The 14,196-nt window shown below is 69.5% G+C and carries 14 protein-coding genes; 3 read left to right on the forward strand and 11 right to left on the reverse strand.

What is annotated here, in order from left to right; all coding sequences use genetic code 11:
• The 4 genes from F3J14_RS28320 to F3J14_RS28335 form a co-directional block, all read right to left on the reverse strand.
• Positions 1-1,198, reverse strand: a 1,198-nt coding sequence (locus tag F3J14_RS28320; RefSeq protein ID WP_166725767.1) for a phosphatase PAP2 family protein, incomplete at its 3' end; no start/stop codon positions are given.
• Positions 1,195-2,964 carry a bifunctional alpha/beta hydrolase/class I SAM-dependent methyltransferase gene (locus F3J14_RS28325; RefSeq protein WP_166725768.1) on the reverse strand — a complete coding sequence of 590 codons (1,770 nt, stop codon included), beginning with the start codon at positions 2,962-2,964 and terminating at the stop codon, positions 1,195-1,197. The genes F3J14_RS28320 and F3J14_RS28325, both read right to left, overlap by 4 nt.
• Before the next feature lie 68 nt (positions 2,965-3,032).
• Positions 3,033-3,638: a CDP-alcohol phosphatidyltransferase family protein gene (locus F3J14_RS28330; protein ID WP_006755135.1), complete on the reverse strand. Its 606-nt coding sequence runs from the start codon at positions 3,636-3,638 to the stop codon at positions 3,033-3,035.
• A gap of 17 nt (positions 3,639-3,655) precedes the next feature.
• Positions 3,656-3,862, reverse strand: coding sequence for a hypothetical protein (locus F3J14_RS28335; RefSeq protein WP_166725769.1), 207 nt, complete (start codon positions 3,860-3,862; stop codon positions 3,656-3,658).
• A 231-nt stretch (positions 3,863-4,093) separates the two neighbouring features.
• Between F3J14_RS28335 and F3J14_RS28340 the strand changes: the two genes are divergently transcribed.
• Both F3J14_RS28340 and F3J14_RS28345 read left to right on the forward strand, forming a co-directional pair.
• Positions 4,094-4,741 (forward strand): lysophospholipid acyltransferase family protein, encoded by a 648-nt coding sequence (locus tag F3J14_RS28340; RefSeq protein ID WP_166725770.1) that lies wholly within the window; start codon positions 4,094-4,096, stop codon positions 4,739-4,741.
• Between the two features lie 36 nt (positions 4,742-4,777).
• Positions 4,778-5,707 carry a phosphatidate cytidylyltransferase gene (locus tag F3J14_RS28345; protein WP_166725771.1) on the forward strand — a complete coding sequence of 310 codons (930 nt, stop codon included), beginning with the start codon at positions 4,778-4,780 and terminating at the stop codon, positions 5,705-5,707.
• A gap of 51 nt (positions 5,708-5,758) precedes the next feature.
• Here the strand turns inward: F3J14_RS28345 and F3J14_RS28350 are convergent, their stop codons facing one another.
• The 5 genes from F3J14_RS28350 to F3J14_RS28370 all read right to left on the reverse strand — a co-directional run bounded on the left by F3J14_RS28350 (position 5,759) and on the right by F3J14_RS28370 (position 11,849).
• Positions 5,759-6,607, reverse strand: a complete 849-nt coding sequence (locus F3J14_RS28350) for a topoisomerase IV (protein ID WP_166725772.1) — start codon at positions 6,605-6,607, stop codon at positions 5,759-5,761.
• Between the two features lie 122 nt (positions 6,608-6,729).
• Entirely contained in the window at positions 6,730-8,559 is a 1,830-nt protein-coding gene (locus F3J14_RS28355; protein WP_166725773.1) for a methyl-accepting chemotaxis protein, read from the reverse strand.
• 282 nt (positions 8,560-8,841) lie between these two features.
• Positions 8,842-9,153 carry a hypothetical protein gene (locus F3J14_RS28360; protein ID WP_138847900.1) on the reverse strand — a complete coding sequence of 104 codons (312 nt, stop codon included), beginning with the start codon at positions 9,151-9,153 and terminating at the stop codon, positions 8,842-8,844.
• Positions 9,153-10,514, reverse strand: coding sequence for an acyclic terpene utilization AtuA family protein (locus tag F3J14_RS28365; protein WP_166725774.1), 1,362 nt, complete (start codon positions 10,512-10,514; stop codon positions 9,153-9,155). The genes F3J14_RS28360 and F3J14_RS28365 overlap by 1 nt, the downstream gene beginning before the upstream one ends.
• 36 nt (positions 10,515-10,550) lie before the next feature.
• Positions 10,551-11,849 carry a citrate:proton symporter gene (locus F3J14_RS28370; protein WP_006754932.1) on the reverse strand — a complete coding sequence of 433 codons (1,299 nt, stop codon included), beginning with the start codon at positions 11,847-11,849 and terminating at the stop codon, positions 10,551-10,553.
• 97 nt (positions 11,850-11,946) lie between these two features.
• Between F3J14_RS28370 and F3J14_RS28375 the strand changes: the two genes are divergently transcribed.
• Positions 11,947-12,843, forward strand: a complete 897-nt coding sequence (locus F3J14_RS28375) for a LysR family transcriptional regulator (RefSeq protein ID WP_011656565.1) — start codon at positions 11,947-11,949, stop codon at positions 12,841-12,843.
• Between the two features lie 40 nt (positions 12,844-12,883).
• Here F3J14_RS28375 and F3J14_RS28380 read toward each other — a convergent pair whose 3' ends face one another.
• Together F3J14_RS28380 and F3J14_RS28385 are read right to left on the reverse strand one after the other, a co-directional pair.
• Positions 12,884-13,477: a flavin reductase family protein gene (locus F3J14_RS28380; protein WP_166725775.1), complete on the reverse strand. Its 594-nt coding sequence runs from the start codon at positions 13,475-13,477 to the stop codon at positions 12,884-12,886.
• 121 nt (positions 13,478-13,598) lie between these two features.
• Positions 13,599-14,196, reverse strand: a 598-nt coding sequence (locus tag F3J14_RS28385) for a hypothetical protein (protein ID WP_166725776.1), incomplete at its 5' end; no start/stop codon positions are given.

Here is a 14,196-nt window from a genome sequence, read left to right on the forward strand (position 1 = left end):
TCCCTTCGGCATGCAGGCGTTCGAGCGCCGCGACGGCCGCCGCGAGCTGCGCGGGCGTGGGCGCGACGAGGTCGAGTTGCGGCACCGCCGTATACGCGAGAGACGCGTCGGCCGCAGCCCAGCGCGGCATCTCGGCCGTCAGGTCGACGAGCGCCGTGAAGCCGTGGCGCCGCACTTCGCGCGTGGTCGGCGTGCGGCCGAGCGACACGCGCTCGTCGATCCGCGCCGGCGCCGGCTGCCGGAACGTCCACCACCGCGAATTGACGAACGCCCCGGCGATCGTCGGCGCGAGCAGCCAGCGGACGAACATCGGCAAGCGGCCCGCGTCGTCCTTCTGAAACGCGCCGGGCGCCCCGCGCCAATAGATCCACGCGACGCACGCGAGCGCCAGCGCACCCCACCCGGCCGCCAGCGCCAGGCCCGGCGCACGCGACACGCAGTAAAGCGCCGCGAGCGCGACCAGTGCAGCACCGAGCGCGTAACGGCGCGCCAGCGCGCGGCCGGCGGCGGATGGGGAAGCGGCCGCAGCCGGCAACCGCCCCGCGGCGTCACGCAACGGAAAGAGGAACAGCGCGAGACAGCCGACGGCCGCACCGGTCGGCACATCGATCGCGTGATGCTGGTAGGTCGTCAGCACCGACACGCCGATTGCCGCGAACCACGTATGCAGCACGATGCGCGCGGCCATGCCGCGCAGATGCTTCGCATAGACGGCCCACAACACGACGAGCAGGCCGATGTGCAGCGACGGCGCCTGGTTGAACGGCTTGTCGAACCCCATCAGCAGCGTGAACAGCGCGCCGGCCACGCCGCCCGCATCGGGCCGCTCGAAGCCGAAGCGCAGCGGCCATGCGATGAAGCATGCGACCGAGATCAGCTGCACGGTCAACAGCCGCTTCACGTGATCGAGCAGATCGTCGCGGCGGGTCCAGAAGAAGAACGACAGCGCGTACAGCAGATCGATCGACCAGTACGGCACGATGGTCCACGGCACGAACGGAATCCCGTGCTCCCAGCCGAACGCGAAGGTCGGCACCTCGGCGCGGCGCGCGGCGAGCCAGTTCGCGAAGCCGTAGGTGGAGAAGAACACCGCGCCCATCGCCGCGAGCCAGCCGACGCGCAGCGCGAACGACGCATCGCGCGCGCCGGCCGCCGGCTCGGCCAGACCGCCGCCCGCGCCGCCGCCGAGCGCGCTCACGACGCGTCGACCCGCTGCGCGAGGCTCACCGTGAAGATGCCCATCTCGTCGATGCGCTGGTCGAGCTTGCGGAAACCGGCGCGCGCGACGAGCTCGTCCATCTCGGCCTGCGAGCGGCGGCGCATCACCCAGGTCGCGTCGCCGCGGTGATTATTCAGCGCACGCGCGATGAATTCGAGCTGCGGATGCCACGGCTGCCCCGTATAGACGAGATAGCCGCCGGGCGGCACCGCCTGCGCGAGCCCGCGCAGCGAGCGCTCGATCAGCGCGTTCTCGCCGAACAGTTCATACAGCCCCGACACGATCGCGAGCGTCGGGCGCGGCTCGAGCGTCGCGAGCGACGCCTCGTCGAACGCGTCGCCGCGCTCGAAGCGCGCGATCGGCTCGAGGCCGCGCTGCGCGATCAGCACGCGTCCGGCCTCGACGTTCGGCGTGCTGTAGTCGCGCAGCGTGATGTCGTCGGGCGCCGCGCCGTCGCGTTCGGCGGCCGTCGCGATCGCGTCCAGCACATAGCGTCCGTGCCCGGCCGCGATGTCGACGATCCGCACGGGTTCGCCGTGACCGCGCAGCCGGCCGATCGCCGCGCCGATCAGCTCCTGCAGATGCACCTTGCGCTGACGGATGCCGACCCAGCCCGGCGAATCGAGATAGGTGCGGTCGATCAGCGCGCCGACGCCGAGCCGGCCCTGCGCGCTATTGCGGTACACGTAGTCGAGCGTCGAGCCCGAATCGAAGCCGAGCCGCAGCCCGAGCGCGATGCCGTCCGACAGCGCGCCGCCGGCCTTCAGCCCCGCCCGCGTGATCGCCCAGTACGCGCGGGCGAACGGGTTCGCGGGCGGCCGGCCGAGCGCCGCGTATTCGTCGTGGAACGCGCCGCGCCGGTCGGCGTCGGCCAGCGACACGCGCGGGCTCGGCGTATCGAACTCGCGCAGCACGAACGTGCGCAGCGGCGCGAGCGCCTGCGCGCGGTCGCGCTCGCCGAGCGTGTCGTGATAGAAGCCGGGCAGCACGATGCGCTCCTTGCGTACGGCGCCGAGCCGCTCGAAGAAGCGATCCTGCGGGCCGCGATGGACGACCCAGTCAGCGCCCGAGATCAACAGCTGCGTCGGCACGGTGATCGCGGCCGCATCGGCGACGATCCGCTTCGCGGTGTCGTGCAGGTCGAGCAGCATGTTGACGGCGATCGGCCGCGTGATCAGGGGATCGGCCGCATAGCTCGCGATCCGTTCGGGGTCGTGCGTGAGGAATTTCGGTTTCACGTAGCTGTTCACGTAGAACAGCCCGCGCAGCTTGTGCATCAGCCGCAGCCCCGGCCGCGCGAACGGCACGTAGAGCTTGATGTGGAACGCCGGCGACGCGACCACGAGGCAGCGGATCGGCGGCGCGTAATCGTGTACCCAGGTGGCCGCGAGCACCGCGCCGACGCTCTGCCCGATCACAGCCATGTCCTCGATCGCGATGCCGTGCGTGTCGCGGATATGCTCGACGAAGATCTGCAGGTCGCGCACCGACGCGGCCGCGCTCGGGCTGTAGCCGCGCGCGCCGGGCGAGCGGCCGTGGCCGCGCGCATCCCATGCGAAGAACGCGAAGTCCGGCAGGTCGAGCTCGTCGACGAGGTGCGCGACGCGCGCCGAATGCTCGTGGCCGCGATGCAGCAGCACGATCGCGCCGCGGCAGCGCGGGCCCGTCGCGGGCCAGTGACGATAGAACAGCGTTTCGCCGTCGTGCGTGATGAAGTCAGCCTCGCGGGCCATGCGTGCGCTCATGCGTTTCTCTCGTTTCGTTGTTCGAATCATGCGGCGCCGCCCTCAGGCGCCGGCCCACCCGTTGGCCGTCAGCCGCCGGCTTCGGCGACGCCGGCCTGCACGCGCCGCACCACGGTCACGATCGACAGCACGATCAGCACGCGCCACAGCCACGCGGCGACGCTGCCGACCGGCAGGCCGAAGCCGATCCACAGCGCGAACGCGCCGAGCGCGAGCGCGCGGTCACTCTTGCCGAACGGGCCGTCGTAGCGGCGCGTCGCACCGGCGAGCGGGCCGATCAGCCCCGCGCATTCGACGATGACCGCCATCAGCGCGAACAGCCAGACGTCCGCCGGAGCGAACGCGGGAATCGCGAGGAACGGCAGCACGAGCGCGACATCGGACACGACGTCGCCGAGCTCGTTCAGATAGGCGCCGAGCGTGCTCTTCTGCCCGTGTTCCCGGGCGAGCATGCCGTCGATCGCGTTGAGCGCCATCCGCACGAACAGCCAGATCGGGATCAGCAGGAACAGCACGCGGGCGAACACGCCGAGCCCCGCGAGCGCGCCGACGACGATCGAGCCGCCGGCCGCGAACAGCGTGACCTGGTTGGCAGTGACGCCGCGTTCGGCAAGCGAATCCGCGAACGGACGCAGACGGTTCTGGAATTTCGGTTTGAGTGCGTAGAGGCTCATCGTTTTATTGGTTCTGCTCATTCGGACACGTTTCCAGCCGCCATGCCCCGGGCGGCGCAACCGTCGGCATCGACGGCTTTCGACAGGTGGTCGTAATCGTCGCCGAGCGGCCCCGACGCGTCAAGCCGCACGCCGCCGGCGCCGCACCGGGCAATCTGGCGTTTTTGACGGAAACTCGCGATAATCCGCTGGCCCGATCGCAGCAAGGTCCATTCGAACTGCAAACGGGCGCTCGTGCAACAGCCGATTATCACGCCGCCGACCGGCGACTGCGCCGCGACGCGACGTCCGCCGGCGCATCGTCCGATTATCGCGGCCCTGCGACAGGCAGCCACGAATTTGAAAAAACTTAAACAATGGCCGTCCGGCGCGCATCCTGCCGCGCCGGCATTCCGGGTTTCCGGCTGCCGCGCCTGCGCGGCCGCGCGGGCATGCAGGCTGGAGGCGCGGCGCCGATGAACATCCTGAACGTCTGGCAGCGCGATTTCCTGCTGTCGATCGTCCGGCTCGTCGCCGGCGCGTATCCGGTCTGGCATCAGGCACCGCCGTCGCCGACGCAGAAGGTCTACTTCTCGAACCACACGAGCCACATCGACACGCTCGCGATCCTCGCCGCGCTGCCGCGCGACGTGCGCGCGGTCGTGCGGCCGGTCGCCGCGCGCGACTACTGGGACAGCAGCGACCTGAAACGCCATATCGCGCAGAAGCTGTTGAACGTCGTGCTGATCGACCGTCATCGCGAAAACGGCGGCAATCCTCGGGGCGGCCACCCGCTGGACCCGGTGCGCGACGCGCTGCGGCAAGGCCACTCGATCATCATCTTCCCGGAAGGCACGCGCGGCGCCGACGTCTTGCCGCAGCCATTCAAGAGCGGCCTGTTCCATCTCGCGACGGAATTTCCGGACGTCGCGCTCGTGCCGGTCTATCTCGAGAACCTGCAGCGCATCATGCCGAAGGGCGCGATCTGGCCCGTGCCGCTGATCTGCAAGGTGCACTTCGGTGCGAACGACGCACTCGGCGCCGGCGAAGACAAGCCGAGCTTCCTCACCCGCATGCGCGACGCGATCGTCGCGCTCGCGCCGCCGCAGCGGCCGGCCGGCTGATCGCGGCGCCCTCCTCTCCCTTTTCCGGACCTCTTCATGCGAACTCTCTTCTGGGAACTGGTCGCGGGCGTCACCGGCGTGCTGCTGCTCGCGACGGTGATCGGCGCGATCCTCGGCGCGCGCAGCGGCGGCGCCAGCGCGACCGTCGTCAACCTGAACCAGCGCATCCGTGCGTGGTGGGCGATGATCGCAATCATGGTCATCGCGATCAGCCTCGGCAACAACGTCACGTATCTGGTGTTCGCGCTGCTGTCGTACCTGACGCTGCGCGAATTCATCACGCTCACGCCGACCACCGCGAGCGACCATACGACGCTCTTCATCGCGTTCTTCGTCGCGATTCCGGTGCAGTACCTGCTGCTCGCGATCAACTGGTACGGGATGTACTCGATCTTCGTGCCGGTGCACCTGTTCTTCGCGATGTCGCTGGTGTCGGCGCTCACGCAGGACACGCGCGAATTCCTGAGCCGCAACGCGAAGATCAACTGGGCGCTGATGGTATGCGTGTACGGGCTGAGCCATGCGCCGGCCGTGCTGATCCTCGACATTCCGCGCTACGCGGGGCAGAACGCGCTGCTGCTGTTCTTCTTCCTGTTCGTCGTGCAGATCAGCGACGTGCTGCAGTACGTGGTCGGCAAGCTGTGCGGGCGACGCAAGATCGCGCCGCGCCTGTCGCCGTCGAAGACGGTCGAGGGCTTCATCGGCGGCGGCCTGCTCGCCACGCTGTGCGGCGCGTCGCTGTATCGCGTGACGCCGTTCAGCTTCGGCGCGGCGTTCGGGATCTCGCTTGCGATCGTGATCGCGGGCTTCGTCGGCGGCCTCGTGCTGTCGGCCGTAAAGCGCTCGCTCGGCACCAAGGACTGGGGCTCGATGATCGCGGGCCACGGCGGGATGCTCGATCGCGTCGACTCGATCTGCTTCGCAGCGCCGGTGTTCTTTCACCTCGTGCGCTACGTGTACGTGTGACGGGCGGGCGGCGCGACGCCGCCCGAATCCGCGGTTCCGTGCACGGACCGCTCAATACCCGTCGCGCACGGCCTTCGGCACGATGTAGCGGCCGCGCGCTGCGTCGAACTTCACCGTATGGCGCGCGTGAATCGCGCGATTGCCGCGCGTGCCGGTCTCGGTCACGATCAGCGGATAGACGCTCTCGTTGACGCTCGTGTCCGGCGCGATCGCGAAGCGGCGTTCCTCGCAGCGCGCCGGATCGTTCGCGCATTCGCTCGATTCCGCATTGTCGAGCGCTTCGTCGATGCGCGCCGCCGCCGGCACCAGCGCGTCGCCGTACGGCAGCCAGATCGAGCGCATGCTTTGCGTATAGCCTTGCCGCGAGTCGCTGTTGCCGAGGACGAAACCGAACAGGTGCGGCCCGAGCCGCTGGATGCTCACCGTGCCCGGCTCGCCGCGCCCGCCGGACGCGATGCCCGTCTTCTGCAGCGCCGGTTCGAGCGTCGTCCCGTCCTGCGAAGGCCGAAGCACGTACAGGTCGATCGTGCCCGGCGTCGCATCGGAATCCATCCCCGGCATCCCGTTCTGCACGGCGTCCTCGGTTTCGCCGCACATCGCGAGCAGTGTGCGCGGGCCGTCGGCCGTCGCGACGCGCAGCGCTCCGCACGATGCGTAAATGAAATCACCCGCGTCCGACTGCCAGCCCTTGCAATCGGCACGCCACTTGCCGTATGTGTCGTGGATGAACTTTTGCAGTTGACGCTCGGGGTGCGCCGGCTCGGCGGCATGGGCCGGCGATGCCGCGACGAGCGCGGTGAACGCCGCGACGGCGGACAGTGCGGCGAGCGTCGCCGCGAACCGGCCACGGCGCATGGCTTCGCCATTCACGCCGGCCGGCTTTACGATCTCGTTCTTCATTCCAGGATCCGGTCGATGCGCGCGGCCCCTGCCGCACGCGCGGGCGGTGCCCGCGAGGCCGTAGCGTACACGCACGGCGCGGCATCGCAAACGCGCATCGCACTGGCCCGGCGCGCGCCGCGTCACACCGGCGCGGTATCGGCCGTTTGCGGACGCGCCAGCTTGAATTCACCGACCATGTGCGCAAGCTGCGCCGCCTGCTCGCGCAACAGCGCCGCGGCTGCGGCGGACTCCTCGACGAGCGCCGCGTTCTGCTGCGTCGAGTGATCGAGCTGCGACACCGCCTGGTTCACCTGCGCAAGGCCGGTGCTCTGCTCGTTCGCCGCAACCGTCATTTCCGCGATCACGTTCGTGATGCCGCGCACGCCCTCGACGATCTCGTCCATCGTGGCGCCCGCCGTGTGCACGAGCCCCGACCCGCCCTCGATCTTGTCGACGGACGCCTGGATCAGCTGCTTGATTTCCTTGGCGGCCTGCGCGCTGCGTTGCGCGAGCGTGCGCACCTCGCCCGCGACGACCGCGAAGCCTCGCCCGTGCTCGTTCGCGCGCGCCGCCTCGACGGCCGCATTCAATGCGAGGATGTTGGTCTGGAACGCGATGCCGTCGATCACGCCGATGATGTTCGAGATTTCGTTCGAGGCCGCCGTGATCTCGCCCATCGTCGCGACCACCTGGCTCACCACCTCGCCGCCGCGCATCGCGACGCCCGACGCCGATTCCGCGAGCCGGTTCACCTGCGTCGCAGCATCGGCCGAGTTGCGCGCCGTGCCGGCAATCTCCTCGAGCGCTGCCGCGGTTTCCTGGAGGCTCGACGCCGCGTGCTCGGTGCGGCCCGACAGGTCCTGGTTGCCCTGCGCGATCTCCGCGCTCGCCACGCTCACGGACTCGCTGAACCCGCGGATCTGCAGCAGGATCGCCGAAATCTTTTCCGCAAACAGGTTGAACGCGCGCGCGATCTGCGCAGCCTCGTCGTTGCCGTCCGCCCGCAGCCGCTTCGTCAGGTCGCCGCTCCCGCTGGCGACGTCGGTCAGCGCATCGCGCACCAGCAGCACGCGCTTGAATGCCGCGTTCGTCAGCGCGCCGACGAGCGCGGCCGCGATACAGGCCACGATGACGATGGCCACCAGCGTCGTCGTCGCGACGGCCCGCATGCCGGCCGTCACGTCCGACCGGTCGAGCGCCATCACGAGCGACCAGTCGGTACCGGCGATCGGTTCCGCGCGCAGCAGCTTGGTCACGCCGTCCACCGCGATCGCCACCGGCTCGCTCGCGCTCTGCAGGCTCGCGAGGCGCTCGGGCGTCAGTTCCGGCGACAGCTGCACGGCCGGTTTCATGATCAGGTCGGTCTTCGCGCCCGCGATGAGGCGCCCGCCGCGGTCGACGAGAAACGCGAAACTCGCCGGCGTCGGGTGCATCGAAGCGACGATCGCGCTCGCGCGTTCCATGTAGAGGCTCGCCGCCAGCACGCCCTTCAGCGCGCCGCCGCGCATGATCGGCACCGCGAATGCAAAAGCCGGCTTGCCGGTCGACGCATCCTGATACAGCGCGGTGACGACGAGCCGGCCGGCCTCGACCGCCTGCTTGTACCACGGGCGCGCGGTCGGATCGTAACCGGGTGCGAGCGGGATGTTCGAGAAGGCCGTGTGGTCCGGCAGGCCGAGCGTCAGCACCTGGAACCCGCCCGACTTGCCGAGCAGCGTCAGTGCCGGCAGCGGATCGCCTTCGCCGATCGCCAGCGTATCCGCGAGCGCCTGGGTCTGCTGCGCGCGGCTGGCGACCCACTCGTCGAGCGCCAGCGCGTGGCCGGCCAGGACCGACTGCAGGTTCCGGTCGATGGTTTCGTCGTTGTGTCGCTTGACGACCTGGTACACGAGGCCGCCGGTGACGGCGAGCGCCGTGACCACGATGGCGACGCAGGTTGCCACGATCCGAGCGCGAATTGATGACAGCATGGTGACGGCGATCTCCGGTTGCGCGTTGTTATCGAACAGTCAATGAGTACGCAAACGGGTTTAACGACCGGCCGCGAGGCAACTTGAGGTTAGACTGGTCAGACCATGCAAAAAAATCTGCGGATGCAACGACTCGGTCTCCGGACTCTCGCGCCGAGCCACGCCTGCACTTCACAGGCGAACCAGTCGAGCACGCAGGCGCGGCGTCGCGAACGGCCGATTCGGTAACCGTAAACGTGACGATGAGCGCACGCCCCGCTAGCGGCGCACACCGTCACACCATCACGCCGGCTCCGGCACCTCGATCGCCAGCAGCGCCGAACTGACCGACTTGCCGTGCGCGTCGAGCGCGAGCGAGCGCGTGACGCCGCCGCCGAGCGCATCGCGCAGCACGAAGTTGAATGCGGCCAGCGCCGGCAGTTCGTAGCGCACGACGTCGCCGTGCACGATGCCCGCGAGCCACGTCTTCACCGCCCGCGCATCGAGATGCGCGCGCAGGTGCTCGTAGTGACGCGGATCGCGGCAGATGACCGACACGTTCAGCGTATTGCCCTTGTCGCCGGTGCGCGCATGCGCGAGTTCACGCAGTTGCATCAAGCCTCCACGAATGAAAACGACGGCGTCACGGCCGCGCGCGGCAGCAGCACCGACTGCACCGCGATCACCTCGCGCGTCGACTTAAACGCGCCGCCGCCGCCGGCCGGCCCGTTCGTATAAAGCGTCTCGACTTCGTTGCCGATCCGCGCGGCCTCGGCGGCACTCGCCGCCCGGCCGGTCACCCGCACGCGGACTTCGGCCGGCTCGCCGCGCACGGCGGGCGTCGCGTCGCCGTACAGCGCATCGACGCCGATCAGATCGAAGCGCAACTCGGTCGCGGCCACGCCGGTCAGCGCGAGCCGCTCGCGGACGATGTCGAGCGCGAGCCGCGCGCGCGCCAGCGCCCCCGGCCCGCCATACGAGATCTGCCCTTCGCCGATATGGCCGTCGACATACGCGACCGACACCTTCAGGGTCTCGGGGCGCGCGGTGCCGCGCCCGCCCGTCACGCGCACGCGGTCCGGCGCCTCCTCCGCGACAGCCACGCGCGTGAAATCCGCGACGACGTCGGGCTGCAGGTAGCGCGCCGGATCGTGGATCTCATACAGCAGCTGTTCCTTGCAGGTCGCCGCGCTCACGCGGCCGCCCGCGTGCGGCACCTTGGTGATCACGACCGAGCCGTCGGCCGCGACCTCGCCGATCGGGAATCCGAGCCGCGCGAGATCCGGCACGTCCTTGTAGCCGGGGTCGGCGAAATAGCCGCCCGTCACCTGCCCCGCACATTCGAGCAAATGGCCGACGACCGTCGCAGCCCCCAGCGTGTCCCAGTCGTCCATCCGCCAGCCGAACGCATGGATCAGCGGCGCGGCGAACAGCGACGGATCGGCGACGCGCCCGGTCAATACGACGTCCGCGCCGGCCGCGAGCGCCTCGACGATCGGCGCGGCGCCGAGATACGCGTTCGCGGATACGATGCGCTCGCGATACGCGGCGACTTCGTCGCCCGACTCCTCGAACCGGAACGCGCCGCGCAGCACGACGTCGAGCACATCGTCGCCTTCGACCGCCGCGACCTTCAGCCCCGCGAGGCCGAGCGACTGCGCGATCTGCGCGGTGCGCCGCGCGGCCGAGCGCGGGTTGGCCGCGCCCATGTTCGACACGATCCGCACGCGCTTGTGCGCGGTCACCGGCAGCACGGCCTGCATGCGCGCGTCGAGCAGCGGATCGTAGCCGAGCGACGGATCCTTGCGCCGCGCCTGCTGCGCGATCGCGATCGTGCGCTCGGCCAGGCATTCGAAGACGAGATAGTCGAGCTGCCCGTGTTCGGCCAGTTCGACCGCCGGCTCGATCCGGTCGCCCGAGTAGCCGGCGCCCGCGCCGATGCGCACGCGCCGTTCGTGTGGTGGCTTTGCTGTCATGTCGGTACCGTCATCCGGCGCGCGCGCCGGGAACAATCAAAAAACGCCCAGCACGACGCACGCGATCGTCATCACGATCGAGGCGCCGAACAGCAGCGGGAACGTGAACTTCTGGTGCTCGGCCAGCTCGATCCCGCACAGGCCGACGACGAGGAACGTCGCGGGCGTCAGCGGGCTGACCGGGAAGCCGGTCGTCATCTGGCCGAGCAATGCGGCCTGCCCGACATGCACGGCCGGCACGCCGAACTGGCCGGCTACCTCCGCGATCACCGGCAGCACGCCGAAGTAGAACGAATCGGGATCGAACAGCATGCTGAGCGGCATCGACGCGAGGCCGAGCGCGACCGGAATGTGGCCGGCCATCGACGGCGGCACGAAGCCGACCGCCGCCTGCGCCATCGCCTTCAGCATGCCGCTGCCCTGCATGATCCCGGTAAACACCCCGGCCGCGAGCAGAATGCCGGCCATCATCAGCGCGGCGCGCGCATGCGCGTCGATGCGCTTCCTCTGCATGTCGACGTTCGGGTAGTTCACCATCAGCGCGACGCACAGCCCGACCATGAACATGATCGCCGGTGGAATCTTCTCGCCCATCACGACCATCGTGCCGAGCACGACGAGCGTCAGCACCAGGTTGAACCAGAACAGGTGCGGCCGGCGCAGCGCCTGCTCGTCGGGCGTCAACTCGCGTGTCGGCAGCGGAATCGACGCATCGTCGCGCGACAGGCCGAGCCGCTTCTCCTCGCGCCGCCCGAGCCAGTACGCGACGCCGAACACGAACACGAGCCCGATCGCCTGCACCGGAATCAGCGGATTGAACAGCGCCGACACCGGCAGGTGCAACGAGGCCGACGCGCGGATCATCGGCCCCGTCCACGGCAGGAAGTTGATCCCCGCGGCCATCGACACGGCCGCGGCCAGCACGCGCCGGTCCATCTTCAAGCGGTCGTACAGCGGCAGCACCGCGGGAATCGTCACGAGAAAGCAGACGGCGCCCGAGCCGTCGAGGTGGATCAGCAGCGCGAGCAGCGTCGTGCCCATCACGATGCGCGTGGGCCGCGTGCCGACCGCGCGCAGGATGCGATCGATGATCGGATCGAGCGTGCCGGCGTCGGTGATCGTCCCGAAATAGAGGATCGCGAAGACGAACATCCCGACCACGGGCGCGAGGCCCTTCAGCCCGTCGATCACGAATTTGCTCGTATGCAGCCCGAAGCCGCCGATCAGCGACGCCGCGATCGGCACGATGATCAGCGCGACGAGCGGCGACATCCGCTTCGACAGAATCGCGGCCAGCAGCACGACGATCGTGCCAAGCCCGAGTAACGGCAGCATCCGTGTCTCCTACCTTGTCTTTTGTTGGAGACGAGCGTAAGGTCGGCGCAGCGATAGCACAATTGAAATGATTTGATCGCAGCAATCACGAATCGTTATGGATCTGAATCTTCGCGACATTCGCGCGTTCGTCACCGTCGCCCACGCCGGCAACTTCACGCGGGCGGCCGCGCGGCTGCACCTGTCGCAGCCGGCGCTGACCGTGCAGATCCGGCGGCTCGAGGAAATCGTCGGGGCGCGGCTGTTCGACCGCAACAGCCGCAGCGTCGCGCTCACGCAGACCGGGCGCGAACTGCTGCCGCTGCTGCAGCGCTCGCTCGACGACATGGAGCGCGTGCTGCGCGATGCGCGTGCGCTCGGCGAAGGCGCGAGCGGGACGGTGCGGCTCGCGTGCCTGCCGACCTTCGCGTCGAGCCTGCTGCCGGAGCTGATCCAGTCGTTCCGGCACGACGTGCCGCGTGCGGGCTTCGAGATTCGCGACGGTGTCGCGAGCCTCGTCACAGCGCTGGTGCGCAACGAGGAAGCCGATCTCGGCCTGACGGGCGGCGATGCGTTCGATGCGTCGCTGGAGGTGCTGTACGTGGGCGCCGACCGGCTCGTCGCCGTGTGCCCGAAGGATCATCCGCTCGCGCGCAAGCGGCGCGTGCGCACCGCCGACGTCGCCGCCGTGCCGCTCGTGCTGACCGCGCGGGGCACGAGCGTGCGCGGCGTGGTCGATGCCGCACTGGACGCGGCCGGCTGCACGCCCGACATCGCGTGCGAACCGACCTACATGATGACGGCCGTCGCGATGGTGCGCGGCGGACTCGGCGTGACGATCCTGCCGGCGACCGCGCGCGAGGTGCGCGCCGAGCCGGACCTCGTCGCGAAACCGATCGACGACCCCGCGTTCGTGCGGCCGATCGCGCTCGTCGTGAAGCGCGGGCGCACGCTGCCGCGCGTCACGCAGGCGTTCGCCGACGCGATGCTGGCGGCGTTGAAAAAGCGCGCGTGAGCCGCGCGCCTGGTACGACGACCGACCACCGGCCGGCGGCTTACTGCGGGTCCGACTGGCCCGGATCGACGTGCAGCGATTCGCCGATCGCATAGAAGTTGCCGCCCGCGATGTAATGCAGGCTGCGCAGCGCCGGATCGGCCGATTCGAAATACCAGTGACCGTCGCGGAACACGCGCGTGTCGGACCACGCACCGACCACCTCGCCGATGAACAGGTCGTAGGTCTGCTGGTTGTGCGGCTCGGGAATCAGCTTGCACGCGAGCCAGCCGGAGCAGCCGGCGACGAACGGCAGGTCGTGGCCTTGAACGTCGAACAGCGTGACGCCCGCGTCGCGCAGCTTGTCGGGCCGCTCGGCGAGACTGTGGCTGCCGACCGCATGCGTGAGCTGCAGCTGCGCGGCCGTCGGCACCTGGATCACGAACCTGCCGCTGCGCTCGACGAGCTCGCGCGTCTTCGCGGACTTGTCGAGCACGACCGTCAGCTTCGGCGGCAGGAAATCGAGCGCGCAGGCCCACGCGGCGGCCATCACGTTGTCGACACCGTCGTGGCGGGCCGACACGAGCACGGTCGGGCCGTGGTTGAGGAGACGGTAGGCTTTCTGCAGCGCCACCGGAGCAATGTGACTGTCCATGCGGGTTCCCTGGTGAGCGGCGCGGCGCGCGCCGGCCGAAGGGCGAATTCTCGCACTCAATGCCGATCGCCGCCGACGTTGCGCGCGCGCCGCCCGGCACATGCCCGCGCGCCGCGTTGCATCAGCGCCGCCCCGCCGCCCAGTCGAGCGCCGCGTCGAACAGCGCGAGCCCGGCCGGCGACAGGTTCGCGAACGTGTCGTTGGCGAGGAAGAACATCACGCGGCGCGCCGGCGCGAGCGCTTCGTAGTCCATCGTCGCCCCCTTCTCGTACGCGAAGATCGCGGCCTTGTCCGGCTGCCCGTACACGGTTGCGATCGTGATCGCGCCGAGCCCCGGCCGGCCCCAGCTCATCGGCGCCTGCTTGCCGTACACGTCGGCCACGCCAGCCGGCAATCCGGCCGAGATCGAATGCGGCGCGTTGACGAGCCACAGATAGCGTTCCTTGCCCGTTTCGCCGAAGTCGACGTCGTGGCGCTTGCCGGTCATCGCGAGATCGTCGAGCAGGTCGTTCTCCCACGTGACGAGCGGCTTGTCGAGCGTGCGCCAGCCGGGCCGCACGTTCTTCGACGACACCGTCGACGAGATCACGACGAGGTCGGCATCGCGCGCCGCGTCGGGCGTCGCGCTCTCGTCGATCAGTCGCACCGCGTAGCCGCGCTCGCCGAGATGCTGGCCGATCCGTTCGTCGATCTTCAGGTTCGGGCCGCGCAGCTGCACG

This window comes from Burkholderia sp. Tr-862 (assembly GCF_011753085.1).
In the GTDB taxonomy this organism is placed as follows: domain Bacteria; phylum Pseudomonadota; class Gammaproteobacteria; order Burkholderiales; family Burkholderiaceae; genus Burkholderia; species Burkholderia ambifaria.

Coding starts and splice junctions, on each gene's coding strand:
- F3J14_RS28325 (WP_166725768.1), bottom strand. CDS start 2,964: ATGAGCGCACGCATGGCCCGCGAGGCTGACTTCATCACGCACGACGGC.
- F3J14_RS28330 (WP_006755135.1), bottom strand. CDS start 3,638: ATGAGCCTCTACGCACTCAAACCGAAATTCCAGAACCGTCTGCGTCCG.
- F3J14_RS28340 (WP_166725770.1), top strand. CDS start 4,094: ATGAACATCCTGAACGTCTGGCAGCGCGATTTCCTGCTGTCGATCGTC.
- F3J14_RS28345 (WP_166725771.1), top strand. CDS start 4,778: ATGCGAACTCTCTTCTGGGAACTGGTCGCGGGCGTCACCGGCGTGCTG.
- F3J14_RS28350 (WP_166725772.1), bottom strand. CDS start 6,607: ATGAAGAACGAGATCGTAAAGCCGGCCGGCGTGAATGGCGAAGCCATG.
- F3J14_RS28355 (WP_166725773.1), bottom strand. CDS start 8,559: ATGCTGTCATCAATTCGCGCTCGGATCGTGGCAACCTGCGTCGCCATC.
- F3J14_RS28360 (WP_138847900.1), bottom strand. CDS start 9,153: ATGCAACTGCGTGAACTCGCGCATGCGCGCACCGGCGACAAGGGCAAT.
- F3J14_RS28365 (WP_166725774.1), bottom strand. CDS start 10,514: ATGACAGCAAAGCCACCACACGAACGGCGCGTGCGCATCGGCGCGGGC.
- F3J14_RS28370 (WP_006754932.1), bottom strand. CDS start 11,849: ATGCTGCCGTTACTCGGGCTTGGCACGATCGTCGTGCTGCTGGCCGCG.
- F3J14_RS28375 (WP_011656565.1), top strand. CDS start 11,947: ATGGATCTGAATCTTCGCGACATTCGCGCGTTCGTCACCGTCGCCCAC.
- F3J14_RS28380 (WP_166725775.1), bottom strand. CDS start 13,477: ATGGACAGTCACATTGCTCCGGTGGCGCTGCAGAAAGCCTACCGTCTC.